Below are 25,221 nucleotides of genomic sequence, written 5' to 3' on the forward strand. Positions count from 1 at the left end.
TCCATGAGGTGCTCACGACCGTCAGTCGCTGACCCGCTCCAGGAGCCAGCGCTCGCCGCTGACCAGGTCGTAGACCCCCGACCCGTGCGACCGCCCCGCGCTCGCCTCCACACGCCATACCTGCTGCTCCAGCGCCGGGAGCGTCATCGTGCAGCCCTCCTGCGTCGTCCCGCCGTCACCCGCCCCTCGCCACCAGGGCACCCGCTGGCTCCACTGCGCCAGCACGCCCCGGACGAGGTGCACCCGCCCCTGCCAGAGGAACTGCGTGGGGACGCGGACCAGCGTGTCGGGCGGCTGCGCGCCGCGGCACCAGCCCGGCTCGAGCCGCACCCGGTGCTCGAGCGGGTCACCGAGCCTGACCTCGACCAGGTCCTGGTAGCGCCTGCTCATCCGTGTCTCCCTCCGCCGGGTCCGAGCGGCAACCCGCCACTCGTTCGAACTCGTGTTCGATACAGACAAATGTACGAGCCCGCACCGACAAGCTCAACCGCACCGGCCGACGCCTGTGGACAAGACCCCCGTCCCGCCCCGGCCGCCGGGCAGGATGAGGTCCGGCCCGGGCCACGGAGGGGACGGCCCGGGCCACGGAGGGGACGGCCCGGGTCCGCGGGCCCCGCGGGTTAGGCTCGGGTCGGACGGCAACCCGCCCCCGAGATCAGGAGGTCATGTGGCGCACGCCCACCCGCTGGACGGCGGCCTGCGCCCCCGCGTGCAGCAGGCGCTCACCGACCACCTCGACCGGCAGCGCGAGGTCCTGGCCGAGCTCGGCGCCCCCATGGGCCCGCTCGTCGACGCCGTCGACGAGCTGCTCGCCGGTGGTAAGCGCCTGCGCGCAGCGTTCTTCTACTGGGGCTGGCGAGCCCTCGGCCACGACGAGGCCCACGACGAGGCCGCCGTCCGGGCGGCCAGCTCGATGGAGATCTTCCAGGCGGCCGCGCTGCTGCACGACGACGTCATGGACAACAGCGACCTGCGGCGCGGCCGGCCCACCGCCCACCGCGCCTTCGCCGCCGACCACCGCCGCAACGGCTGGAACGGCGACCCCGCCCGCTTCGGCCACGCCGCCGCGATCCTGGCCGGGGACCTCTGCCTCAACTGGACCGACGAGGTCTTCTCCACCAGCGGGCTGCCGCCCGAGGCGCTGCGGCGCGCCCGCCCGGAGTTCGACCGGATGCGCACCCAGCTGATGGGCGGGCAGTTCCTCGACATGCTCGAGGGCGCGCAGGGCTGGTCCGACCTCGCCTACGAGGAGCGCGTGGCGCGCTCGCGGACGGTGATCCGCTACAAGAGCGCGAAGTACTCCGTCGAGCAGCCTCTCCTCATCGGTGCGCACGCGGCGGGGGCGACCGCGGCCACGCTGAGGTCGCTGTCCCGCTACGGCACCAGCCTGGGCGAGGCCTTCCAGCTGCGCGACGACGTCCTGGGGGTGTTCGGGGACCCCGACCACACCGGCAAGCCGGCCGGGGACGACCTGCGCGAGGGCAAGCACACCGCGCTCGTCGCGCACACCCTCGAGCTCGCCGACGGCCAGGACGCCGAGCTCGTCGCCGCGAGCCTGGGCGACCCCGACCTCGACGACGCGACCGTCGAGGCCTGCCGTCGGGTGATCCGTCGGTCGGGGGCCCTGGAGCGCACCGAGCGGATGATCGCCGACGGCGCCGAGGAGGCCCGCCGGGCGCTCGCGGACACCGAAGGACCCACGGACGAGGGCCGGGCGGCGCTGCACGAGCTGATCGCCATCTGCACCGACCGCCAGACCTGAGCCCGGGGCGCGGACGCCAGGGCGGGTGGCCTCACGCCCCGGACGGTCGGGTCAGCACGACGGGGTCGCCGGTGGTGATGGCCACCGTGTGCTCGCTGTGCGCGGCGCGGGCGCCCGTCCGGCTCCGCAGGGTCCAGCCGTCGTCGTCCACCGTGAGCTGGTCGGTGTCGGCCATCACCCACGGCTCGATCGCGAGCAGCATCCCGGGCCGCAGGCGCGGTCCGGTGCCCGGCCGGCCCTGGTTGGGCACGTGCGGGTCCTGGTGCATCGTCGAGCCGACGCCGTGCCCGCCGAAGTCGGTGTTGACCCGGTAGCCGGCCCCGGACAGGACGCGGCTGACCGCGTGCGAGAGGTCGCCGACCCGGTTGCCGGCACGGGCGACCCGGATCGCCGCCTCCAGCGCCCGCTCCGTCGCCTCGACCATCCGCCGGTCCCCCTCGCAGGCCCACCCGCCGACGCTGAAGGTGACGGCCGCGTCCGCGACCCACCCGTCGACCGAGACGGCCAGATCCAGACTGAGCAGGTCACCCTGCTGCAGCGCGTAGTCGTGCGGCAGGCCGTGCAGCACCGCGTCGTTGACGGAGGTGCAGATGACGTGGCCGAACGGGCCGCGGCCGAAGGAGGGGGCGTAGTCGACGTAGCAGGACACCGCCGCTCGCGCCTCGATCATCCGGGCCGCCCACTCGTCGATCTCCAGCAGGTTGGTGCCGACCCGGATGCGTTCGCGCAGCGCCTGCAGGGTGTCGCCGACGAACCGTCCGGCGGGACGTGCCCGCTCGACCTCCTGGGGGGTGAGCAGCTCGATCATGGCTCTGCCTTCCTGTCCTCGTCCGTCCTGGCATCGTCGTCCTCGAGGGCCTCCAGGGTCAGCACGACGAGCGCGCTCGTCCACCCGAGCGGCGCAGGCCCGCCGGGTCGGCCCTGCGAGTCCACCTTCTCCGGCAGCGAGCCCCACGGGGCGCGGTGCTCGTCGAGCCACCGCAGCCAGCGGTGGGCGATCTGCGTCTCGCCCGAGGCGGCCGCGGTGTAGGCGACCAGGGCGACCTCGGGGGTCCAGGAGATCCCGTCCTGCTTCCACGCCGACCCGGGCGCGAGGCCACCGCCCGGCCGGAGCGCCGACACCTGGTAGTCCAGCCAGGCCGCACGGACGCCGGGGAGCGGGTCGGGATCGAAGGGCGGCATCAGCATGGCGGTGGCGGCGTCCACGCCGCCGTGGGTCCCGGCCCGCAGGAAGCCGGGCCCGAAGACGCGGTCGACCTCGGCCCGCACACCTGCGGCGGCCGCCGCGACCTGCTCCGCCCGCACGTGCTGCCCGAGCGAGCGGTAGTCGGCCGCGGCGAGGCGCAGCCCGGCCGCGACCGGGGCGCTCGCGCCCAGCAGGTGGTCGAAGGTGGTCTGCTCCCAGTAGTCCTGGCCGGGGGCGGGCAGGTGGCTGCCACCGCCGGTCGCCCGCAGGAGCTGGTCGGTGCAGCGGTCGCGCAGGTCGTCCACCCGCGCGGCGACGTCGGCAGCCCGCGACCGCCCGGTCTCGTGGACGGCCCAGAGCACCCAGCCGCAGCCGTCGACCTGGGCGCGGCGGGGGTCGTGGGACACCCGGTCCCCGTCACGCAGGTAGCGGGCGTCGAAGCCGTACATAGGGTCCAGGTAGAGGTCCCCCGCCAGCGCGAGCAGCTCGGCGGCCTGCTCCGCCTGCCCGGTGCGCGCGAGGGCGACCGCCACGAACGCACCGTCGCGGGGCCAGAAGTAGTCCCAGTTGTTCGACGGCCCCGCATAGGGCAGACCCGGGCCGCCGTCCACGCCGGCGGTCAGCAGGCGCAGGTCGCGCAGGGCGGTGCGGCTCATGTCCTCGTAGGGCGTCCCCTCGCCCGGGACACCGCCGCTCTCCGGCCAGGCAAGAGCGTCCGCACCTGCGGGTGCGTCCCGGCCCGGCACGTGGAACGCCTCCCCCTCCAGGGCGACCCGGGCGTGCGGGTCGACCACCGGGTCGGTCCGCAGGGTCCAGGCACCCAGCGTCGTGACGACCACCGCTCCCACCGCCAGCGCCGCCGCCCTGCGTGCACCCCTCCCCCGCAGCAGCCGGCGTCCTGCGGCCCGCACGCAGATGCCGACGGCAGCACCGATGGCCAGCGCCGTCAGCGCGGGGACGACGTCCGGCACCGAGCAGGCGCGGGCGAGGGAGGGAACCGCATACTGGACCACCTCGACGAGCACCGGCACGGCGGCGGCCACCGCGACCCATCGCGCCCGTGCGGCCACCGCCACGCCGACCAGGAGCAGCAGCGCGACCGCACCCGCCCGTGGGTCCTGCCTCACCCACTCTGTCGGCCAGAGCAGATGGTCCGGACGCAGGTCGCAGGTGCGGGCAAGTCCCGGGACCGGGCCGCCCCGCGGTGGGACCAGGGACACCACGGACAGCGCCCCGAGGGCCCAGAGCGCCACCGCACGACCGTCGAGGGGCCTGCGTGCCACCAGGAGGAGCAGGAGCCCCGCCGCCCACAGGGCCGTCCAGAACCCCAGAGCCGGGTGCGCGTGGAGCAGCAGGCTCAGGGACGGCACACCCGAACGCTACCCGCTGGGGCGCGCCGGCACGGACGTCGGCCCGCGAGCGCTAGAAGGCGACCTCCTGGGCGCGGCGTCGCACCTCGGTCTTGGATCCGGCCCGCAGGGAGGCGATGGCGCTGCCGCCGGCGAGGGTGTCGTCCGGCTCGTGCAGCCAGGCGATGATCTCCTCGTCCGAGAGGCCACCGTCGGCCAGCACGGTCACCGTGCCCCGCAGGGAGGACAGCGGCCCGTCCTCGCCCAGGAAGTCGGCGGGCACCATCACCGCCCGGTTGGGTCCCCGGCGCAGGCCGACGAGCTCGCGCTCCTGCAGCCAGCGCTTGACCTCGCCGAGGCTCGCGCCGGTGCGTTCCATGATCGCGGGGACGGTGAGCCACTCGCCGCCGTGAATTACATCGCTGTCACTTACCACATCTTCTAGTCAATCACACATAGCGACACGCGGTCGGACTGGTGCGATCGCCTGCGGACGGGTACTGTCCCTTCTGCCTCATCGGTGTCATCGCTCACACGAGTCACATGACCCCCGTGAGCTCGGCCTGTCCCGCTGCTGTCGATGGTCCCCGGAGGTCCCCCACCGTGCCGCTCTTCGCCGCCCTGCCGCCCACCGACCTGCCCACGGTCGCCTACGTCCCGACCGCCCTGCACACCGCCGAGCTCGTGACCGAGCGCAGCGCGGAGCGCCACACGGTGCGCTCGGGTGACACCGTCTACGGCATCGCCGCACGGTATGGCGTCTCGCCGACCTTGATCGTGCACGCCAACAACCTGTCCGAGGGCGGCCGCTGGATCCTGCCGGGGACGACGCTCGTGGTCCCCGGAGCCGACAGCGCGACCTCCCCCGGCACGACCGCCAAGGCCGGCACCAGGGCCAAGGAGCCCGCCGGCACCCGCGTCACCGTGCGCCAGGGCGACACCCTCTCCCACCTCGCCGCGCGGCACGGGACGACGGTGTCCGCCCTGGCGTCCGCCAACGGGCTGCGCGACACCCGCCTCATCTACCCCGGCCAGGTGCTCGTGCTCCCCGGGTCCGGTGACGGGGCGGCTCGCGGGAAGGCCACGCCAGGGTCCTCGCCCGCTGCCCGCCCCGCCACCGGTGCACCCGCCGCGACCGGCGGCACGGTGACCGTCCGGTCCGGGGACACGCTCACCGGGATCGCCGACCGCAACGGCATCAGCGTGGCAGCCCTCGCCAAGACCAACCGGCTCTCGACGGCCGACTTCATCCACCCGGGGCAGAAGCTGCGGCTGCCCGGCGGTGCGACCCCCGAGCCGCGCGACCGCGCCTACGACCCCAGCACCGTCGGCGACTACAAGGCCGGTGAGAAGGTCGAGGACACCTTCCTGCACTATCGGTACAGCGACGGGGTGGCCCGATCGGCCGCCGCCAACCGCGACTACCTGGCCGCCGTCGACGTGCCGTCGCGCGAGGCGATGAAGCAGCTGATCGTGGAGACCAGCAAGCGCCACGGCGTGGACCACACGCTCATGCTCGCGCTGTCCTACCAGGAGTCTGGCTGGAACATGCGCGCGGTCTCCCCCGCCAACGCCATCGGCGCCATGCAGGTCATCCCGACCTCCGGCGACTGGGCCAGCGCCCTCGTGGGTCGCCAGCTCAACCTGCTGGACCCCGCGGACAACGTCGAGGCCGGCGTCGTCATCATGCGGGCGCTGCTGCACGCGGCGGACAAGGACGACCACGCGATCGGGGGCTACTACCAGGGCCTGGCCAGCGTCCGCGAGCACGGCCTGTTCGCCGACACCAAGCAGTACGTGCGCAACATCCGCCACCTCATGGGGACGCTGTAGAACCGGTCGACCTCCCACGCAACGCCGTCCCCGCTCCGTAGAGTGGGGCCGTGAGTGCCCCGACCAACCCCGTGATCGACCGTGTCGTCGACGGTCGTTACCAGGTCGAGGCCGAGCTCGCCCGCGGCGGCATGGCCACGGTCTACCGGGCCCGGGACCTGCGCCTGGACCGCCCGGTCGCCCTCAAGGTCATGCGCGAGGACCTCGCGCGCGACGACACCTTCGTGCGCCGCTTCGTCCACGAGGCACGGGTCGCCGCCCGGCTGCAGCACCCCCACATCGTCAGCGTCTACGACCAGGGCGAGGACGACGGCGTCGTGTTCCTGGCGATGGAGCTGGTGGAGGGCAGCACGCTGCGCGACGTCATCTCCCGCCGGGCGCCGCTGTCCGCCCGCGACGCGCTGACCCTGCTGGTGCCCGTGGTGGAGGCCCTGGCCACCGCGCACGCCGCCGGCCTGGTGCACCGCGACGTCAAGCCCGAGAACGTCCTCCTCAGCCGCCGCGGCGGCGCGGTCAAGGTGACCGACTTCGGGCTGGCCCGCCTCGAGGGCAACCCGCACGTCACCACCGAGATGCTGTGGGGCACGGCGGCCTACCTGGCACCGGAGCAGGTGGAGACGGGCAGCTCGGACGCGCGCACCGACGTGTATGCCGCCGCGCTGCTCTTCTTCGAGCTCCTCGCGGCACGCAAGGCCTTCCCCGGTGACGACCCGCTGCGCGTGGCCTACGAGCACGTCCACGGCGGGGTCCCGCACGTCCGCGAGCTCGTGCCGACCGTCCCGCCGGCCGTCGAGGACCTGATCCTGCGCGCTGCCGCCACCGAGCCCGCCGACCGGCCCGCCGACGCGGCGGAGCTGCTCGACGAGCTGCGCCACCTCGAGCGCTCGCTCACCGCCGCCGAGCTCGACAGCGTGCCGCAGGTGCGCGACCACCCCGACCACACGGTCCCGGTCTACGTCGACGGCGCCCATCCCGACCGGACCCAGGTGGTCCGGCACGACAGGGGCCGGCCGCCCCGCGGCCACGGGACCGGCCGGTCCCGCCCCGGGCCCTCCGCCACCCGGCAGATACCCGTGCGCCGCGACGGCATACCCGCCGCCTCCACCGCCCGACCCTCCGGGGACGCGCGCTTCGCCCGCACCAGCGGCAACAGGACGCCCGCGCCGCGGCCGCGGCGCCGCTCCGGCAGCGGCGCCGCCTGGGTGCTCAGCCTCCTGCTGGTCCTGCTGGCCGCCGCCGGCGGGTACGGCTTCTGGTACCTCACGCAGGGCCCGGCCGTCCACTCGGCGATGCCGACCGTCGTCGGCCTCACCGAGCAGCAGGCCCGGACGGCGCTCGACGCCGAGGAGCTCGACCCCGTCGTGGTGCTGGCCTACTCCGAGGAGGTGCCGACGAACGTCGTGGTGTCCGCCGACGCCGAGCCGGGCACCGAGCTGCGCCACGGCACGGACGTCGAGCTCGTCGTCTCCCGCGGGCCGGAGCGGTATGCCGTGCCCACGCTGCGGGGGGCCACGGCGGAGGAGGCGCGCTCCGCGCTGGAGGAGGTCAACCTCGCCCTGGGCGCCACGACGCAGGAGTACGACGAGACGGTCCCGGCCGGGCAGGTCCTCAGCTCCTCGCCCGCGGCCGGCGAGCAGCTCCCGCCGGGCACGTCCGTGAGCGTGGTCCTCAGCCGGGGGCAGGCGCCGGTGGACGTCCCCGACGTGACCGGACGCACCCAGCAGGAGGCCTCCGCCCTGCTGACCTCCGCCGGGCTGACCGTGCAGGTCGCCCCGGAGCAGGTGTTCGACGACGAGGTGCCCGCCGGCTCGGTCGTCACGCAGAGCCCCGGTCCCTCCTCGGTCGCCCGCGGCACCCCCGTCACGCTCACCGTCTCCAAGGGGCCGGAGACCGTCGCCGTGCCCGACGTCGTGGGACGGCAGTTCCGCTCCGCCGAGGAGGAGCTGGTCGGCCTGGGCCTGACGGTGAAGCGGGAGGACATCGCCGGGGGCTTCTTCGAGACGGTGCGCGAGCAGTCGGTCGAGGCCGGCACGCAGGTGCCCAGGGGCACCGAGGTCGTCCTGCGCGTCGTCTGAGGGCTCACCCCTGGTGGGCCCAGCGCTCCTCCAGGTCGACCCGGCCGCGGGGGTGATAGCCGTGCGACTCCCAGTAACCCTGCTGCGGGGTGTGGTGGAAGCTGATCTCGGCGATCCACTTCGGGCCCTTGAAGCCGTAGAGGTGGGGCAGGACGACGCGCGCCGGCCAGCCGTGCTCACGGGTCAGCGGCCGGCCGTCGGCCGTCGTCGCCAGCAGGGCGTCCGGGTGCAGCAGGTCCTCGACGAGGGCGCTGGAGGAGTAGCCGCGACGGGCCGCCAGCAGCGCGTGCACGGCGCCGTCCTCGGGCGGGGCCAGCGCCACGACGTCCCGCAGCCGCACGCCGCCCCACGTGATCGCCGGCACGGAGTGCCGGTCGACGCAGTGCAGGCCGGCGGTGACCTCGACGTGCGGCAGGCTCTCGACCGCGGCCAGGTCGAGCACGAGGGCCCCGGGGTCACGCACCGCGCCGCACAGGGTCAGCGTCCAGGTCTCCGCGTCGACGACGGGCACCTTGCCGTAGTGCGACGCCCGCCACCGCGGCGCGGGGCGCTGCCCCGGGGGGAGCAGACCGGCATCGCGCCCCGTTCCCCCGGCCCCGTCCACGGGAACGACCCTACCTCCCGGTTCGTCGGGCCAGCAGGTCGCTGAGCCGGTCGGTCGCCCGGTCGGTCATCTCGTCGTCGACGTCCAGGTGCCACACGAAACGGGCGCGGCGAGGGTCGGTGGGGTAGCCCAGCACGCCGCGCTCCGCGGCCGCCTGCACGAAGTCCGGCCCGGTCCACCCGGCGGCGGACACGTCGAGCACGAGGATGTTGGTGTGCACGGCGGCGGGCTCGACGACACCCGCCGCGGCCTGCGCCAGGGCTTCGGCGGTCCGGCGCGCACGGGCGTGGTCGTCGGCCAACCGCTCCACGTGGTGGTCGAGCGCGTGCAGCCCGGCAGCGGCCAGGATGCCGACCTGGCGCATCCCGCCACCCAGGCGCTTGCGCCATACCCGGGCCTGGGCGATGTGCTCCCGCGAGGCGGCCAGCACCGACCCCACAGGCGCCCCGAGGCCCTTGCTCAGGCACACCGAGACGGTGTCGGCGCAGGCGCCGTAGTCGGCCAGCGCGACACCGGCGGCGACGTGGGCGTTCCACAGCCGGGCGCCGTCGAGGTGGACCCCGACGCCGGCCGCCGCGGTCCGCTCGCGCAGCCGCCGCATCTCCTCGAGGGGCTGGACGGTGCCGCCGCCGAAGTTGTGGGTGTTCTCGACCACGACGCAGGCGGTGCTGACCTGGTAGGGACCGCCGTCGGCGACCATCATCTCCAGGGCGGTGTCAACCTCCAGCAGCCCGCGCTCGGCGACCCAGCTGCGGGTGGTGATGCCGGAGTAGGCGGCGGCTGCACCCAGCTCGGCGCGCAGCACGTGCGCCAGGGAGTCGGTGATGACCTCCTGGCCGGGGCCGGCGTGCAGGCGCAGCCCCACCTGGTTGGCCATCGAACCGGTGGGCATGAACAGCGCCGCCTCGTGCCCCAGCAGCCCGGCCACCCGCCGCTCCAGCTCGGCGACGGTCGGGTCCTCGCCGTAGACGTCGTCCCCGACCGCGGCGTCGACCATCGCCTGTCGCATGGCGGCCGTGGGGCGGGTGAGGGTGTCGGAACGCAGGTCGGCGACGACCTCGGGAGCCACGGTCATCTAGCGGACCCCCTTCTCCAGCATCTCGGCCACGACGAACGCCAGCTCCAGGCTCTGCTGGTGGTTGAGCCGGGGGTCGCACAGCGTCTCGTAGCGCAGCCCCAGGTCGTCCAGGTCCACCGGGTTGACGCCTCCGACGCACTCGGTGACGTCGTTGCCGGTCAGCTCCACGTGGATGCCGCCCGGGTGCGTGCCCGCCTCTGCGTGGGAGGCGAAGAAGCCGCGCACCTCGTCCACGACGTCCTCGAAGCGACGGGTCTTGTGCCCGCTGGGCGAGGTGAAGGTGTTGCCGTGCATCGGGTCGCACACCCAGCTGACGCGGTGCGCCTCCTCCCCGAGGGAGGTCAGCAGCGCCGGCAGGACGTCCCGCACGGTCCCCGCACCCATCCGGGTGATGAACGTCAGCCGACCGGGCTCGCGCTCGGGGTCGACCTTGTCCATGAGCCGCAGCACCGTGTCTCGGTCGGCGGACGGGCCGAGCTTGACGCCGACGGGGTTGCGGATGCGCGAGACGAAGTCGATGTGCGCGCCGTCCAGGTCGCGGGTGCGCTCCCCCACCCAGACGAAGTGGCTGGAGGTGTCGTAGAGCAGGCCGGTGCGGTGGTCACGGCGCACCATCGGGCGCTCGTAGTCGAGCACGAGCGCCTCGTGCGCGGAGTAGAACTCCACCCGGCGCATCTCCTCGGCCTCGGCCACGCCGGAGGCCTCCAGGAAGCGCACGGCGCGGTCGATCTGGTGGGCCATCTGCTCGTAGCGGGCCTGCGCGGGTCCCTGGATGAAGCCCTTGTTCCAGGCGTGCACGCTGCGCAGGTCGGCGAAGCCGCCGCTGGTGAAGCCGCGGACGAGGTTGAGGGTGGCCGAGCTGGCGTGGTAGGCGCGCAGGAGCCGGTCCGGGTCGTGGCGGCGGGAGGCCTCGGTGAACTCGAACCCGTTGACCATGTCGCCGCGGTAGGCGGGCAGGGTCACCCCGTCGCGGGTCTCGGAGTCGCTGCTGCGCGGCTTGGCGAACTGGCCGGCCATCCGCCCGACCTTGACGATCGGCATGCCGGCGCCGTAGGTCAGCACGACCGCCATCTGCAGGATCGTCTTGATGCGGTCGCGGATGTTGGGGCCCGTGACGTCGGCGAGGGTCTCGGCGCAGTCGCCGCCCTGCAGCGTGAAGGCGCGCCCCGCGCTCACCTCGGCCATGCGCTGGCGCAGCAGGTCGGCCTCACCGGCGAAGACCAGGGGCGGATAGGTGGAGAGCACCGCCAGCACCTGCGCGAGCTCGGCAGGGTCCCAGGAGGGCTGCTGCCGGGCCGGCAGGTCGGGCCAGTCGATGGACGGGGTGCTGCCGACGGGCGTGCCGGCGATGTCGGTGCTCACCCGCACCATGATAGGAGCCGGTGGGTGCTGCCTCTGACGCAGCGTCAGGTGAGGGCTCAGACCTGACGGGTATGCGGTCACGCGCCGGGAGCGCGGCCCCCGGTCTCCTCGCCGTCCTGGGTCTGCGCGGTGCCGGGGGTCCCCTCGACGTCGGGGCTCTCCTCGTCCTGCCGCTCCTTCTGCCGGGCCGCGAGGTTCTCGCGCGCCTTGTCGGTCGCGTCGGCGATGCCCGCCCGGGCCCGTTCGGCAGCCTCGCTCAGCCCGGCCCGGGCGTGGTCGAGCCCTTCGCGGGCGTGCTCGAGACCCTCGCGGGCGTGCTCCAGGCCGGTCCGGGCCCGGTCCGCGAGCCGCTTCTTGACGGTCGCGGCGTACTCGTCGACGTACTCCTGGCCGGAGAGCCGCTGCAGCTCGCGCATGACCTCGTCGGTGATCTCCCGCAGCGCCTGGTGGTTCTCGGTCTGCCCGGCGTACTCCGGGTGGTGGATCGGCCGTCCGATCCGGACCCCGACCTGCACGATGTTGGGGATCGTCTGGCCGGTGGGCTGGGCCTTGTCCGTGTCGATCATCGCGCAGGGGACGATCGGCACGTCGGCGGCGACCGCGAGGCGGGCCATCCCGGTCTTGCCGCGGTAGAGGCGGCCGTCCGGGGAGCGCGTCCCCTCGGGGTAGATGCCGAAGAGCTCGCCGCGACGCAGCACCTCCAGGCCCTGCTCGAGCGCCGCCAGGGACGCCTTGCCGCCGGAGCGGTCGATCGGGATCTGACCGGTGACGGTCATGAAGGTCCGGGTCGCCCAGCCCTTGACCCCGGTGCCGGTGAAGTACTCCATCTTGGCCGGGAAGGTGATGCGCCGGTCGACCATGAGCGGCAGGAAGACGGAGTCGGAGAAGGACAGGTGGTTGCTGGCCAGGATCGCCGCACCGTGGTCGGGGACGTGCTCCTTGCCCTCGATCCAGGGGCGGAAGGCCAGGCGCACCGGCGGGCCGACGACGAGGTGCTTGAGGATCCAGTAGATCACCGGTCGTGCTCCTCTCGCCGGGGGTCGTGCAGACGGTCGCGCCGACTCTACCGCCCGGACGCGTGCGAGGATGGCGATGTGGAGGTGAAGGGCGCATGACCGACCGCGGACCGCACCAGCCGGACGACCGGGACGACGTCGACCGGCGCTTCCGCGAGATCGTCGCCGGCCTCGAGGCCCCTCCCCCCGCCGGGGCCGCGGAGGGCGAGGAGACGCCGACCGGGACCGCGGTCCCCGACGGGTCCGCCCCGGAGGACACGGCAGCGCCCCCGGACCCCACCTCGACCGGCACCCCGGCAGGACCGGCGCCCAACCCGTGGCCGAGCCACCTCGGTGCGGGCACCCCGCACGGGATGGCCACCGACCACCGCTCCTACGAGCCGCCCGAGGAGGACGACCACTTCGTCCCGCCCCGGCCCGACCCGCTGCCCGCCGGCGACCTCCACTTCTGGGCCATCCTGACCGGGCTCGTCGTCGGCCCGCTGCTGGTGTTCCTGTCCGCGATCGTGCCGGTCCTGGACCGGGCGTGGACGTTCGTGGGGGCGGCCCTGACCATCGCGGGGTTCGTCCTGCTCGTGCTGCGTCAGCCCCGCCACCGCCGGGACGACGACTGGGGCGCGCGGGTCTGACCGGGCCCGGGCGCCCGCCCGGTCAGAAGACGAGGTCCACCCAGACCGGCACGTGGTCGCTGGCCGCCGCGAGCTCCATACCCTCCAGCAGCGCGGGATCTCCGGGCACCGCCTCCTGGTGCCCCCGCGCGAAGACCGCGTCGATGCGCCGCTGCGGGCTGGCCGCCGGGAAGGAGGGCCGGTCGTCGGAGACCTCGGCGAGCTCGGCGGCCACGAGGCCCCACGCCGGGCCGGCGCTGTCCTCGTTGAGGTCCCCGCCGATGACCAGGGGCGCCCCGGTGGGCAGCCCGAGGTCCTCGGACAGCTCGCGCAGGACCGTGCCGACGTGGTCGACGCGCTGCTCCCCCTTGAGCGGCAGGTGGACGGAGACGACCGTGACGGTCGGGCGCCCGGGGGCGGAGACGCGGGCGACGGTGTAGCTGCGGGGGTTCTCCCGCAGACCGACGCGCAGCCTGCGGTCCTGGGAGTCGCTGGCGAGCACCCGCAGGCTGGTCATCAGGCTGGTACCGCTGACCAGGCGGGTCCGGCCGGACCAGAGCATCCCGGCCTGTCGGGCGAAGGCGGAGATGGCGTAGTCCGAGCCCGGGTAGCGCGGGACCTCCTGCAGCAGCAGCACGTCGGGGGCGATGGCCCGCACGACCGCGGCCGCGGCGTGCGCGTCGTCCTTGAGCCCGCGCAGGTTGTAGGTCGCGACGCGCAGGCTGGAGGGGTCAGGGGTGTGCGGCATGGGCACATCCTCGCGCACCTGGGGTGCGGGTCCGCACATGCCCTGCGCGGTTGCGCCGGCCCGCTCGGTCAGCCTCCCCGGGCGCGGTCAGCCTCGCCGGGCGAGGTCGGCGGCGCCGACGAGGCCGGCGCCCACGCCGAGGGCCGCGGCACGCACCTGCGGGACGGGGCGGTGACCGCGACCGGCCAGGTGCCGGGCCAGCGCCTCACGGGCGGGCGCGAGCAGCAGGTCACCCGCCTCGCTGGCGCCGCCCCCGACGACGACGGTGCCGGGGTCGAGCGCCGCGACCAGGTTGGCCAGGCCGACCCCGAGCCACCGGCCGACCTCCGCGACCAGCTCGACGGCGACCGGGTCGCCCTCCCGCGCCGCCCGGGTGACGTCCTCGCCCTCGATGAGCTCTGGACGTCCGTCGCACCGGCGCAGGAGGGCCGTGGCGAAGGTGCTGCCGGCGTCGAGCAGCTCCAGGGCGTCGCGCCGCAGGACCGCACCGGAGGCGTACTGCTCCCAGCACCCGCGGTTGCCGCACTCGCACCGGCGCCCCTCGGGCACCACCGTCATGTGCCCGAACTCCCCGGCCAGCCCGTGGCGCCCCCGCTGCAGCTCGCCGTCGACCAGAACCGCCCCACCGATCCCGGTGCCGAGGGTGACCAGGAGCAGGTGCGACTCGCCGCGCGCGGCGCCGAAGCGGTGCTCGGCCCAGGCGGCCGCGTTGGCGTCGTTGTCGACGACCACGTGCACACCCAGACGGGCGCTGACCTTCTCCTGCAGCGGCTCGTCCCGCCACGACAGGTGCGGGGCGAAGACGACGGTGCCTCGGTCCGCGGCGACGAAGCCGGCGGCACCGATGCCGACGCCCACGACGCCCCGCTCCTGCGCCTCCGGGCGGGCCATCAGCTCGGTGACGGCGCCGACGACGGCGTCCTCGACGACCCGGGGCAGCGTGGTGCGGTCGGGGGTGTCGTGGCGGGTGGCGTGCACGACCCGGCCGCGGTCGTCGACGAGCCCGGCCTTGATCCGGGTCCCGCCGACGTCGACGCCGACCGAGAGCGCGCCCGCGCTCATCCGTGGGCGCGGGCGGCCAGGTCCGCGGCGCCGATCATCCCGGCGTCGTTGCCCAGCAGGGCCAGGGTCATCGGGGTGGTCTCGCGGTGCCCCCGGCCGGTGAGGTGACGGGCGAAGGCCGAGCGCGCGGGGCTCAGCACGAGGTCGCCCGCGGCGCTGACCCCTCCGCCGATGACGAACAGCGCGGGGTCGAGGACGGCCGCCAGACTGGCGCAGCCCTCCCCCACCCACCGGCCGATGTCCTCCAGGAGCTCGGTGGCGGCCGGGTCGCCGGTGCCGGCGACCTCGGTGACCATCCGGCCGTCGAGCCGTCCGGGGTCCCCGCCGCAGCGGTCGGCCAGCGCGCCGGCGTGCGGGCTGCCACCGGCCACGAGGGCCCGTGCCTCCCGCACGAGCGCCGAGCCGGAGGCGTACATCTCCCAGCAGCCCTTGTTGCCGCAGCCGCACCGGTGCCCGTCCGGCACCACCCGCAGGTGGCCCACCTCGGCGCCCATCCCGTGGGCGCCGCGCAGCAGCTGGCTGTCGTCGATGATGCCCCCGCCGACCCCCGTGCCCAGGGTGATGAGGACCATGTCGTCGACGTCGCGCGCCGCACCGAACCGGAACTCCCCCCAGGCGGCGGCGTTGGCGTCGTTCTCCAGCACGATGGGCAGCCCCACCAGGCTCTCGAGGCGGGCCTTGAGCGGCTCGTCGCGCCAGGCGAGGTTGGGGGCGAAGACCACGGTCTCCCCCGCCCGGTCGATCAGCCCGGCGCACGCCACGCCCACGGCGGCGACGCCCTCCCCGTCGCCGACGGCGCCGACGAGCTCGCCCACGACCTCCGCGACGGCCCGGGCGATCTGGTCGGGGTCCTGCGCCGGGGTCTCGCGCCGGGCGCGCCGCAGTACGGTGCCGCGCCCGTCCACGACGCTGGCGGCGATCTTGGTGCCGCCGATGTCCACTCCGACGCACGTGGTCACGGGTCCTCCTCGGACGGGCTGGTGGTCTGCCTCGGTCAGGGTATGGGGTGGGCCACCACCCTGCGCCGCCAGCCTAACGACCCTCGGGCGCGGCGACCCCTCGCAGGTATGGTTGAGCCCGCCTGACCGCCCGTGCCGCCCCCAGGAGGCCCCGTGACGGATGTCACCGTCCCGCCGCTCATCTCGTCGCCGTCGGCCACGAGCATCTCCGACTACGTCGTGGGGTGGGCCGAGCGCGAACCCGGACGGGTGCTGGTCGGACGGCAGGGTGCTGACGGCTCGGGGTGGGAGGACGTGACCGCCGGGCAGCTGCGGACCGACGTGGACGCTCTGGCCAAGGGCCTGATCGCCGCCGGGATCGAGGTGCGCGACCGCGTCTGCATCATGTGCCGTACCCGGTACGAGTGGCTGCTGGCCGACCTGGCGCTGTGGAGCATCGGCGCCGTGCCCGTGCCCGTCTACGAGACCAGCTCGCGGGACCAGGTGTCCTGGATCGGGCGCGACAGCGCGGCGGTGGCGATGATCGTCGAGGACTCCTCGATGATGGCCACCGTCGCGGCGGTGCGCGACGAGCTGCCGCAGCTGCGTGACCTGTGGTGCGTCGAGGCGGGCGGGCTCGACGAGCTCGTCGCCGCGGGCCGGGAGGTGCCGGACGCCGAGGTCGAGCGGCGGCGCGCGGGCGTGGGCCGGGACGACCTCGCGACGATCATCTACACCTCCGGCACGACGGGCAGCCCCAAGGGCTGCGAGCTGACCCACGACAACTTCATGGCGCTGTCCGAGAACGCCGCCGAGCGGCTCTCGGTGGTGGTCCGGGCCGAGGGCGCCTCGACGCTGCTCTTCCTGCCGCTGGCGCACGTCTTCGCCCGCTTCATCCAGGTGGTGTGCCTGCACGCCGGCGCGCGGATCGGGCACACCCCCGACCCCCGGACCGTGCTGGCCGACCTGGAGGCCTTCCGGCCCACCTTCCTGCTGTCGGTGCCCCGGGTCTTCGAGAAGATCTACAACTCCGCCGAGCAGAAGGCCGAGAACGGCGGGCGCGGGCGCGTCTTCCGGTGGGCCGCCCGCGTCGCCCAGGACTGGAGCCGCGCGCTCGACGACGGAGGCCCCGGTGTGCTCCTGCGCAGCCAGCACCTGGTGGCCGACCGGCTGGTCTTCGGCAAGCTGCGGGCCGCCATGGGTGGGCGGGTCGCCTACGCCATCTCGGGCGGGGCCGCGCTGGGCGAGCGCCTCGGCCACTTCTACCGCGGGATCGGCCTGGTGGTCCTGGAGGGCTACGGGCTGACGGAGACGACGGCACCGGCCACGGTCAACACCCCCGACATGATCCGCATCGGCACGGTGGGCCGCCCGCTGCCGGGCGTCGGGGTCCGCGTCGCGGAGGACGGGGAGATCCTCATCTCGGGGGTCAACGTCTTCCGGGGCTACCACGGCAACCCCGAGGCGACCGCCGAGGCGCTGCAGGAGGGCTGGTTCGCCACGGGCGACCTCGGCGAGCTGGACCAGGACGGCTTCCTGCGGGTCACGGGCCGCAAGAAGGAGCTCCTCGTGACCGCGGGGGGCAAGAACGTCTCGCCCGGGCCGCTCGAGGACCGGCTGCGGGCCTTCCCGCTCATCTCCCAGTGCATGGTCGTCGGCGACGGGCGGCCGTTCGTGGGCGCCCTGGTGACCCTCGACGAGGAGATGCTGCCCGTGTGGGCCGAGGCCAACGGGCTGGACGGCATCAGCATGGAGCAGGCGCGCACCCACGACCTCGTCCGCGCCGAGGTGCAGAAGGCCGTGGACGAGGCGAACACCTCGGTGAGCCGGGCGGAGTCGATCCGCAAGTTCGTCATCCTGCCCGAGGACTTCACCACGGACAACGGGCTGCTCACCCCCTCGATGAAGCTCAAGCGCGGGCGCATCACCGATCTGCTCCAGGAGGAGATCGAGGCGCTCTACGGCAACGCCGGCACGGGACGGGGCCGCTGACGCCGGCGCCGCCCTCCTAGCCCGCGGCGTAGCGGCCCGTGGTCGTGAGCCGGGCCCGCGCCGTGGACGCCTCCTCCGGGTCGACGAGGCCGGCGCGCACGAACGCGCTGACCGCGGCGAGCTCGTCGGAGTCGAGCGGGGCCCCGGCGAGGACGGTCCGGCTCTCCTCCTCCCCGGGTGCGGAGCGCTCGGGGCGCGGCGCGGGGTCCTCCAGCCAGAGTCGGCCGAGGACGGGGACGAAGCAGTCGCCGCAGTGACGGCCCCGCACCGGGCAGGTCTGGCAGTCGATGGTGGTCGTGGTCATGTGGTCCACCTCCTTGCCGACGACGCTAGGGCGAGCCTCCGACAGACCCGTCGGCCCGCCTGCGACGGTCTGTCGGTGGCCGCATCTACCTTCGTCGGCATGCAGATGGTGCAGGAGACGTTCGACGACCTGGGGCTCGCCCTGGCCGACGTCACCTTCGTCGTCGTCGACCTGGAGACCACCGGCGGTTCGCCGTCCGGCTCGCAGATCACCGAGTTCGGCGCGGTCAAGGTGCGCGGTGGGCAGGTGCTCGGCGAGTTCCAGACCCTGGTGCGGCCCACCAGCCCGATCCCGCCCTTCATCAGCGTGCTGACCGGCATCACCAACGCGATGGTGGCCGACGCGCCGGGCATCCGCACCGTGCTGCCGCAGTTCCTGGAGTTCGCCGCCGGGTCGGTGCTCGTGGCCCACAACGCCGGCTTCGACGTCTCCTTCCTCAAGGCGGCGGCGGCCGAGACCGGGCGCCCGTGGCCAGGTTTCGCCGTGATCGACACCGTGCGGCTGGCGCGCCAGCTGGTGCACAAGGACGAGGCACCCAACCACAAGCTGTCCAGCCTGGCCAGGCTCTTCGGGGCGGCCACCACACCCGACCACCGGGCGCTGCACGACGCCCGCGCGACCGTCGACGTGCTGCACGGGCTGATGGAGCGGGTCGGCAATCTCGGCGTGCACACGCTGGAGGAGCTGCAGTCCTACAGCGCCCGCGTCAGCACCGCCCAGCGGCGCAAGCGCTTCCTGGCCGACGCCATGCCGGCGGCGCCCGGGGTCTACGTCTTCAAGGACGGCCGGGGTGAGCCGCTCTACGTCGGCACCGCCACCGACCTGCGGCGTCGGACGCGCACCTACTTCACCGCCTCCGAGACCCGCCGCCGGATGGCCGAGATGGTGGGCCTGGCCGAGTCGATCACCCCGATCGTGTGCGCCACCCCGCTCGAGGCGTCGGTCCGCGAGCTGCGGCTGATCGCCGAGCACAAGCCGCGCTACAACCGGCGCTCGCGCCACCCCGAGAAGGCGGTCTGGGTCAAGCTCACCGACGAGCCGTTCCCACGGCTGTCGGTCGTGCGCAGCGTGGGCGGCGACCGGGCGCACTACGCCGGACCTTTCGCGAGCCGACGGACGGCCGAGGCCGCCGTCACGGCGCTGCACGAGGTGGTGCCCCTGCGGCAGTGCACCGGGCGGCTGCCGCTGCGCGCCACCCGCGACTCCGCCTGCATGCTCTTCGACCTGGGACGCTGCGGCGGCCCCTGCATCGGCCGGCAGTCGGTCGAGGACTACGCCGCTGTCGCCGAGCAGGCGGTCGAGGCGCTCAGCGGGAGCTCCCGGGAGGTGATGTCCACCCTGCGCTCACGTCTGGACGCGCTGGCGGCCCAGGAACGGTTCGAGGAGGCCGGCACCCTGCGTGACCGGATGATGGCCCTCGTGCGGGCCGCCGCCCGCGCGCAGCGGCTGAGGCCGCTCACCGCGGCCGCCGAGCTGGTCGCCGCCCGGCGCAGGGACGCCGGAGGCTGGGAGGTCGTCTGCGTGCGCTACGGGCGGCTGGCGGGCACGACCGTCACCCCGCACCGGGCCGACCCACTGCCCTACATCGCCGCGCTGCGCGAGACGGCCGAGGTCGTCGAGCCGGGCGCGGCCCTGGCCGAGGAGACCGAGCTGGTGCTGCGCTGGCTCGAGACACCCGGGGTCAGGCTCGTCGACCTGGACGGGTCGTGGACCTGCCCGGTCGACGGCGCCGGGGCCAGCAGGGCCGAGCTGGAGCCGCAGGCGAGCACCTGGTCCGGCATCGACCACCTCGACCCCAACCACCGGGCCTGGGACCGACCCGCGGGCGCCGTGCCGGCCGGGGTGCCCTGAGCAAAGCCCGGCCCAGGGCGGCGTGGCTGTGGGCGCGTGGCCGCCCCAGGACCCCGGTCCGGGTCGTCAGCCGCCGAGACCGAGGTCGAAGCCGGCCTCGAGGTCCTCGTCGGAGTAGGTGCGAAAGGCGATGTGGGTGTTGGTCTCCAGCACTCCGGGCACCTTGTTGAGCCGGTCGGCGATGACGTCGTGGAAGTCCTCGTGCCGGCTCACGCGCGCCACCGCGACGAGGTCGATCTCACCGGTCACGGAGTAGACCTCGCGGATGCCCTCGATCTCGGCGATCTGCTGCGCCGCCTCCGGGATGCGTGCTACTTCGACCTTGATCAAGACGATGGCTGAGATCACGGCGCCACTCTATCGCCGCCGCTGACGCGCCACGTCCTCGGTCGGTGAGATGGCGTGCGCGCCACGTCCTCGGTCGGTCAGATGGCGTGCGCACCGCGTCCTCGGTGCGGGTGGTCAGCCCCAGCCGAGGTCGTGCAGGGTGTCGTCGTCGATGCCGAAGTGGTGAGCGATCTCGTGCACCACCGTCACCGCGATCTCGTCGAGCAGGTCGTCCCGGTCCTCGCACATGCGCACCAGCGGCCCGCGGAAGATCGTGATCCGGTCGGGCAGGTGGCCGCCCCAGGTCAGGTCGCGCTCGGTCAGCGGGACGCCGTCGTAGACGCCGAGCAGCTCGGGGTCCTCCGGCGGCGGCTCGTCCTCGACGAGGAAGACCACGTTGTCGAGCTGGTCCATCAGCGCCACGGGCACGAGGTCGAGGGCGTCCCCGACCGCGATCTCGAAGTCCTCGCGCGACATCTCCAGCGGAGGATGCCCGCCCGCCGCGTCCGGCAGCGGCTGCCCGTGCCGGTGGTCGTCGTCCCCGCCGGTCTCGGCAGGGCCGGCGGACGACGGCGCCCCGTCCCCCTGGTGAGGGACGGGGCGCTCGTCGTCGTGCACGTCAGGAATCGCGGACCGCTCCGACGTTCTCGTCCTCGACGTGGCCCGAGACCGGGGCGCCGGGGATGTCGGAGACCGCCTCGCCGTGCTGGCCGATGGCGGCGGCCGCGCCGGGGGTGTCCAGCGCCTCGTGCTCACCGTGGTGGTGGGCCGCGGCGAGCTCGGCGGGGGTGACGGCCGGGATCGAGTCCTTGTAGAAGAAGTTCGACAGGCTGCGACGCAGGCCGCCGGCCAGGGCGGCCGGACGGCGCACCCCGTGGACGTCCCGCTCCGCGCCGTCCGTGAGGGCGAGCGGCGTGGGCGTCTCGTGGTTGACCAGGTGCCAGCGCTCGTACTCGTCCAGCGGCTCGTGCACCTCGAAGAAGCGACCCTCCGGGGTCCGCACGATGCGACCGGTCTCCCGACCGTGCAGCACCTTCTCGCGGTCGTGGCGCTGCAGCGACAGGCACAGCCGCTTGACCACGAAGAAGACGATCACCGGCAGGACGAAGAAGGCCGTCCGGAGAATGATCGTGATGTCGTTGATCGACAGCTGCAGCTTGATCGCCAGGATGTCGTTGATCGTGGCCAGCGACAGCACCAGGTACATCGAGATCGCCGCCAGGCCGATCGCGGTGCGCACCGGGGCGTTGCGCGGACGCTGCAGCAGGTGGTGCTCGCGGCGGTCGCCGGTCACCCACGCCTCGATGAAGGGGTAGACGCCCATGATGATGAACACCAGCGGGAGCAGCAGGAGCGACCCCAGGAAGATGTTCATGCTCCACACGGTGTCGAAGAGCGTGAACTCCAGGAAGCCCGGCAGCAGACGCAGCGCGCCGTCGGAGAACCACATGTAGAAGTCCGGCTGCGAGCCCGCCGTGACCTGCGAGGGGTCGTAGGGGCCGAACACCCAGACCGGGTTGATCTGGACGAGCGCGGACACCAGGGCGGTGACACCGAAGACGACGAAGAAGAACCCGCCGGCCTTGGCGGCATACACCGGCATCACCGGGAAGCCGACGACGTTGCCGTCGGTGCGCCCCGGCCCGGGGAACTGGGTGTGCTTGTGGATCACGACCAGGCTGATGTGCGCCACGAACAGGCCCACGAGGATGGCCGGCAGGAGCAGCACGTGCGCGATGAAGAGGCGGGGGATGATCGCCTCACCGGGGAACTCGCCGCCGAAGATGAAGAAGGTCATCCAGGTGCCGATCACCGGCGCCGACATCATGAAGCCGTTCATCGCCCGGATGCCCGTGCCCGAGAGCAGGTCGTCCGGCAGGGAGTAGCCGGCGAAGCCCTCGATGATCGCCAGCAGCGCCAGGACGACGCCGATGACCCAGTTGAGCTCGCGCGGCTTGCGGAACGCGCCGGTGAAGAACACGCGGGCGGCGTGCAGCGCCAGGCCGACGATGAAGAACAGCGCGGCCCAGTGGTGCAGCTGACGCATCAGCAGCCCGCCCTTGACCTCGAAGCTGATGTCCAGCGTGGAGGCGTAGGCCTCCGACATCCCCACGCCCTTGAGCGGCACGTAGGAGCCGTCGTAGGTGATGTGGCCCATGCTCGGGACGAACCAGAAGGTCAGGAAGGTGCCCGTGATGAGGCAGATGACCATGGAGTACATGGCGATCTCGCCGAGCAGAAAGCTCCAGTGGTCGGGGAAGACCTTGCCCAGGCCGAAGCGCATGGCCTTGACCAGGCCGGTGCGCTCGTCGACCGGTCCCAGCACCCCGGGGAACTTCGCGTCGCGTGAGGCCTGGTCGGGCGAGTAGGCCGGCGGAGGGGCCTCGTCGACCACCGGACCGTCGGTGCGCACGCCGTCGGCGCCCTGCGGCACGTGGCGGGTGGTGCTCATGCGTCATCTCCCATCAGGAGGCCGGGACGCTCGCGCTCGAAGAAGCTCGGGCCGACCGGCTCGCGGAAGTCGTCGGCCGCGACGAGGTAGCCCTCGTCGTCGACCGTGATCGGCAGCTGCGGCAGGGGCCGCTTGGCCGGACCGAAGATGACCTTGCAGTCATCGGTCATGTCGAAGGTCGACTGGTGGCACGGGCAGAGCAGGTGGTGGGTGTTCTGCTCGTACAGCGCCACCGGGCAGCCCACGTGCGTGCACACCTTGGAGTAGGCGACGATGCCGTCGACGCCCCAGTCGCGCTGCTTCTGGCTCTTGATGATCGAGGGGTCGAGCCGGACCAGGATGACCTGGTCCTTGCTCTTGGAGATCATCGCCTCCTCCGCGCCGTGCTCCTCGAAGGCCTGGTGCCCCACCCAGCCCTCCGGCATGACGTGGAAGACCGAGCCCTGGGTCACGTCGGCGGCCCGGATCGGCGCCCCGGAGGGGTCGATCATCAACCGCAGGCCGTCCTGCCAGTGCGTCCGGTACAGCTCGCCGCGGGGCCGCGGGCCCAGGCCGGCGGCCACCGGCACGATGAGCGGCAGCGCGAACAGGCCCAGCGCACCGCCGGCGGAGCCGAGGATGGCCGTACGGCGGTTGAGCTGGGAGCTGCGCCAGCCGTGGGAGAGCTGCTGGGCGACGGCGGCCTTGTCCTCGTCGGAGGCGGCCGGCGGGTGCCGGTCCTCGGCGACCTCCTCGTCGGGCATCAGGGTCTTGGCCCAGTGGACCGCGCCCAGACCGATGCCCAGCAGGGACATCGCCATGGTGACCCCGAGGGCGGCGTGGAAGAGGTTGATCTCCCCGATGCCGATGATCGTGCCCTTGAGCTCGGGGTCGATGACGTAGTAGGCCACCAGGAAGGCGATGGAGCCCAGCGCCGAGAGGGTGAAGAAGATGACCACCTGGAGGGCGGCCCGGCGGGAGGCCCGCTCGTCCACGTCCGCGCGGCGCGGGCGGTGGGGCGGCATGCCCGGGTTCGGGAAGCGGTCGTGCGTGGTCTGGTCCACGACGGCCGGCGTGTTGTCGTGCGTGCTCACCTCAGGCTGCCTTCCGTCCGATCCAGACCGCCAGGGCGATCATGGTGCCGATCCCGATGGTCCAGATGAAGAGGGCGTCACCGGCCGGGCCGACGTTGCCGATGCCGGCTCCGCCGTGCGCGTTGCCACCCTCCTCGATGAACTTCAGGAACGCGATGATGTTCTCCTTCTCCTGCGGCGTGAGGTTCTGGTCGTTGAAGACCGGCATCGCCTGCGGGCCGGTCAGCATCGCCTCGTAGATGTGCTCCTCGTCCACGCCCATGAGGGTGGGGGCGAACTTGCCGCGGGTCAGCGCGCCGCCGCTGCCCGAGGAGTTGTGGCACATCGCGCAGTTGGTGCGGTACGCGGCGCCGCCGGCGGCGATGTCGGCGCCCTCGAGGTCGAGGTACTGCGCGTCGGGGCGCTCCGGGCCGGGCGCCAGGGAGGCGACGTAGGCCGCCATCTGCTCGATCTCGCGCTCGGAGAACTTCACCTGGTCCTCGTTGCGGCTGGCCTGCACGTCCGGGGCGGGAAGCGGCATACGCCCGGTGGCCACCTGGAAGTGGACCGAGGCGGCGCCGACACCGTGCAGGGAGGGACCGACCTCGTCGACCCCCTCGGCGTTGGTGCCGTGGCAGGTCGCGCAGTTGGCCAGGAAGAGCTTGCGCCCCTCCTCGACGTCCTCGGCCTGCGTCGCGGCGGCCGCCACGTCGGTGGTGGGGGCGGTGGGCTGGAGTGCGGCGTAGGCCGTGCCGGTGAAGGTCAGGCCCAGGAGAAGCACGACCAGCAGCGCGATCGGGCTGCGTCGCAGTGCGGCGAGGGAGGTCACTCGGCGGTCCTTCCGGGGGTGATCAGGGCTGTCGTGGTGGCCGTCGTCGGCCGCTGCGCAGGATGCCGGCATCGCGGTCACTGGAGGACGTAGATCACGAAGAACAACGCGATCCACACCACGTCCACGAAGTGCCAGTAGTAGGAGGTGACGACCGCCCCCGTCGCCTGCGCGTGGGTGTAGCGCCTGGCGGTGTAGCTGCGGCCGACGATGAGCAGGAAGGCCAGCAGGCCGCCCGTGACGTGGAGACCGTGGAAGCCCGTGGTGATGTAGAAGACCGACCCGTAGGGGTCGGCGGTCGGCGTGACCCCTTCGCTGGTGAGCGTGGCGTACTCCCAGACCTGGCCCGCGATGAAGACCGCCCCGAAGATGTAGGTGAGGACGTACCACTCGCGCATGCCCCAGCCGGTGCTGCCCAGCGGGTTGCCGATGTGGAGCAGGCTGCCCGTGCGGTGCGGGATGCCACGCTCGGCCTTCCAGACACCGAACTGGCACCACACCGAGGAGATCACCAGGATCGTGGTGTTGATCAGCGCGAAGCGCACGTCGAGGAACTCGGTGCGCTCCGCCCACATGTCCGGCGACACCGAGCGGATGGTGAAGTACATCGCGAAGAGGCCGGCGAAGAACATGATCTCGCTGGAGAGCCAGACCATCGTCCCGACCGCGGTCATGTTGGGCCGGGTCGCCGGCCCGTGCATCGTCGCGTGGAACCGATCCGCGTCGGTCATGGTTGCTGCAGGTGTCGTCGCCACCCGGTCATTATGGCCCACGCGGTTCGTCAATGCGCCAC

At 73.5% G+C, this 25,221-nt stretch carries 24 protein-coding genes; 6 read left to right on the top strand and 18 right to left on the bottom strand.

The features are described 5' to 3' along the window. Nucleotides 1-21: 21 nt before the first annotated feature. A complete protein-coding gene (locus tag K330_RS20150; protein WP_022921404.1) occupies nt 22-390 on the bottom strand; it encodes a DUF6504 family protein in 369 nt (122 codons plus the stop codon). 277 nt (nt 391-667) lie between these two features. Here K330_RS20150 and K330_RS0108490 point away from each other — a divergent pair, with 277 nt between their 5' ends. Further along, entirely contained in the window at nt 668-1,762 is a 1,095-nt protein-coding gene (locus K330_RS0108490; RefSeq protein ID WP_022921405.1) for a polyprenyl synthetase family protein, read from the top strand. A gap of 31 nt (nt 1,763-1,793) precedes the next feature. On the opposite strand, the gene map is transcribed toward K330_RS0108490, so the two are convergent. The 3 genes from map to K330_RS0108505 are packed head-to-tail and all read right to left on the bottom strand — an operon-like array spanning nt 1,794 to nt 4,676. Further along, nucleotides 1,794-2,570 (bottom strand): type I methionyl aminopeptidase, encoded by a 777-nt coding sequence (gene map, locus K330_RS0108495; RefSeq protein ID WP_022921406.1) that lies wholly within the window; start codon nt 2,568-2,570, stop codon nt 1,794-1,796. Beyond that, complete coding sequence (locus K330_RS22635; RefSeq protein ID WP_022921407.1) at nt 2,567-4,318, bottom strand: hypothetical protein; 1,752 nt, start codon at nt 4,316-4,318, stop codon at nt 2,567-2,569. Before K330_RS22635 ends, map begins: the two co-directional genes overlap by 4 nt. A gap of 52 nt (nt 4,319-4,370) precedes the next feature. Next, complete coding sequence (locus K330_RS0108505; protein WP_051145527.1) at nt 4,371-4,676, bottom strand: Rv2175c family DNA-binding protein; 306 nt, start codon at nt 4,674-4,676, stop codon at nt 4,371-4,373. A 224-nt stretch (nt 4,677-4,900) separates the two neighbouring features. Between K330_RS0108505 and K330_RS20160 the strand changes: the two genes are divergently transcribed. Together K330_RS20160 and pknB are read left to right on the top strand one after the other, a co-directional pair. Beyond that, nucleotides 4,901-6,130, top strand: a complete 1,230-nt coding sequence (locus tag K330_RS20160) for a lytic transglycosylase domain-containing protein (protein WP_022921409.1) — start codon at nt 4,901-4,903, stop codon at nt 6,128-6,130. 50 nt (nt 6,131-6,180) lie between these two features. Then, on the top strand, nt 6,181-8,205 hold the full coding sequence (pknB, locus tag K330_RS0108515) for a Stk1 family PASTA domain-containing Ser/Thr kinase (RefSeq protein WP_156875745.1): 2,025 nt from the start codon (nt 6,181-6,183) through the stop codon (nt 8,203-8,205). Nucleotides 8,206-8,209: 4 nt separating this feature from the next. On the opposite strand, the gene K330_RS0108520 is transcribed toward pknB, so the two are convergent. The 4 genes from K330_RS0108520 to K330_RS20165 form a co-directional block, all read right to left on the bottom strand. Continuing rightward, on the bottom strand, nt 8,210-8,809 hold the full coding sequence (locus tag K330_RS0108520) for a molybdopterin-dependent oxidoreductase (RefSeq protein WP_022921410.1): 600 nt from the start codon (nt 8,807-8,809) through the stop codon (nt 8,210-8,212). Nucleotides 8,810-8,819: 10 nt separating this feature from the next. After that, nucleotides 8,820-9,884, bottom strand: coding sequence for a threonine aldolase family protein (locus tag K330_RS0108525; RefSeq protein WP_022921411.1), 1,065 nt, complete (start codon nt 9,882-9,884; stop codon nt 8,820-8,822). Next, nucleotides 9,885-11,258: a class II 3-deoxy-7-phosphoheptulonate synthase gene (locus K330_RS0108530; RefSeq protein WP_022921412.1), complete on the bottom strand. Its 1,374-nt coding sequence runs from the start codon at nt 11,256-11,258 to the stop codon at nt 9,885-9,887. It abuts the gene before it with no gap. Nucleotides 11,259-11,326: 68 nt separating this feature from the next. Next, entirely contained in the window at nt 11,327-12,265 is a 939-nt protein-coding gene (locus K330_RS20165; protein ID WP_022921413.1) for a lysophospholipid acyltransferase family protein, read from the bottom strand. Between the two features lie 95 nt (nt 12,266-12,360). Between K330_RS20165 and K330_RS0108540 the strand changes: the two genes are divergently transcribed. Beyond that, nucleotides 12,361-12,894 (top strand): hypothetical protein, encoded by a 534-nt coding sequence (locus K330_RS0108540; protein ID WP_022921414.1) that lies wholly within the window; start codon nt 12,361-12,363, stop codon nt 12,892-12,894. A 22-nt stretch (nt 12,895-12,916) separates the two neighbouring features. Here the strand turns inward: K330_RS0108540 and K330_RS0108545 are convergent, their stop codons facing one another. The 3 genes from K330_RS0108545 to K330_RS0108555 form a co-directional block, all read right to left on the bottom strand. Further along, nucleotides 12,917-13,621, bottom strand: a complete 705-nt coding sequence (locus tag K330_RS0108545) for an endonuclease/exonuclease/phosphatase family protein (protein WP_022921415.1) — start codon at nt 13,619-13,621, stop codon at nt 12,917-12,919. Between the two features lie 87 nt (nt 13,622-13,708). Further along, complete coding sequence (locus tag K330_RS0108550; RefSeq protein ID WP_022921416.1) at nt 13,709-14,683, bottom strand: ROK family glucokinase; 975 nt, start codon at nt 14,681-14,683, stop codon at nt 13,709-13,711. Next, on the bottom strand, nt 14,680-15,642 hold the full coding sequence (locus K330_RS0108555; RefSeq protein WP_022921417.1) for an ROK family glucokinase: 963 nt from the start codon (nt 15,640-15,642) through the stop codon (nt 14,680-14,682). Before K330_RS0108555 ends, K330_RS0108550 begins: the two co-directional genes overlap by 4 nt. Nucleotides 15,643-15,795: 153 nt before the next feature. On the opposite strand from K330_RS0108555, the gene K330_RS0108560 reads away from it, so the two are divergent. After that, nucleotides 15,796-17,613: an AMP-dependent synthetase/ligase gene (locus K330_RS0108560; protein ID WP_022921418.1), complete on the top strand. Its 1,818-nt coding sequence runs from the start codon at nt 15,796-15,798 to the stop codon at nt 17,611-17,613. 16 nt (nt 17,614-17,629) lie between these two features. Here the strand turns inward: K330_RS0108560 and K330_RS20170 are convergent, their stop codons facing one another. Beyond that, nucleotides 17,630-17,917 (bottom strand): hypothetical protein, encoded by a 288-nt coding sequence (locus K330_RS20170; protein ID WP_022921419.1) that lies wholly within the window; start codon nt 17,915-17,917, stop codon nt 17,630-17,632. Between the two features lie 99 nt (nt 17,918-18,016). Between K330_RS20170 and K330_RS20175 the strand changes: the two genes are divergently transcribed. Beyond that, a complete protein-coding gene (locus tag K330_RS20175) occupies nt 18,017-19,768 on the top strand; it encodes a DEDD exonuclease domain-containing protein (protein ID WP_022921420.1) in 1,752 nt (583 codons plus the stop codon). A gap of 66 nt (nt 19,769-19,834) precedes the next feature. Here the strand turns inward: K330_RS20175 and K330_RS0108575 are convergent, their stop codons facing one another. The 6 genes from K330_RS0108575 to ctaE form a co-directional block, all read right to left on the bottom strand. Beyond that, nucleotides 19,835-20,116 (bottom strand): Lrp/AsnC family transcriptional regulator, encoded by a 282-nt coding sequence (locus K330_RS0108575; RefSeq protein WP_022921421.1) that lies wholly within the window; start codon nt 20,114-20,116, stop codon nt 19,835-19,837. Nucleotides 20,117-20,230: 114 nt separating this feature from the next. After that, entirely contained in the window at nt 20,231-20,572 is a 342-nt protein-coding gene (locus K330_RS0108580; RefSeq protein WP_040657968.1) for a metallopeptidase family protein, read from the bottom strand. 142 nt (nt 20,573-20,714) lie between these two features. Continuing rightward, the gene (gene qcrB / locus K330_RS20180; RefSeq protein WP_022921423.1) at nt 20,715-22,547 is read right to left on the bottom strand and encodes a cytochrome bc1 complex cytochrome b subunit; all 1,833 of its coding nucleotides are present in this window, start codon (nt 22,545-22,547) and stop codon (nt 20,715-20,717) included. Beyond that, the gene (gene qcrA, locus K330_RS20185) at nt 22,544-23,620 is read right to left on the bottom strand and encodes a cytochrome bc1 complex Rieske iron-sulfur subunit (RefSeq protein ID WP_022921424.1); all 1,077 of its coding nucleotides are present in this window, start codon (nt 23,618-23,620) and stop codon (nt 22,544-22,546) included. Before qcrA ends, qcrB begins: the two co-directional genes overlap by 4 nt. 1 nt (nt 23,621) lies before the next feature. Continuing rightward, a complete protein-coding gene (gene qcrC, locus K330_RS0108595; protein WP_022921425.1) occupies nt 23,622-24,428 on the bottom strand; it encodes a cytochrome bc1 complex diheme cytochrome c subunit in 807 nt (268 codons plus the stop codon). Nucleotides 24,429-24,505: 77 nt separating this feature from the next. Beyond that, nucleotides 24,506-25,159, bottom strand: a complete 654-nt coding sequence (gene ctaE, locus K330_RS0108600) for an aa3-type cytochrome oxidase subunit III (protein WP_022921426.1) — start codon at nt 25,157-25,159, stop codon at nt 24,506-24,508. Nucleotides 25,160-25,221 lie beyond the last annotated feature (62 nt).

The organism is Ornithinimicrobium pekingense DSM 21552, assembly GCF_000421185.1.
In the GTDB taxonomy this organism is placed as follows: domain Bacteria; phylum Actinomycetota; class Actinomycetes; order Actinomycetales; family Dermatophilaceae; genus Ornithinicoccus; species Ornithinicoccus pekingensis.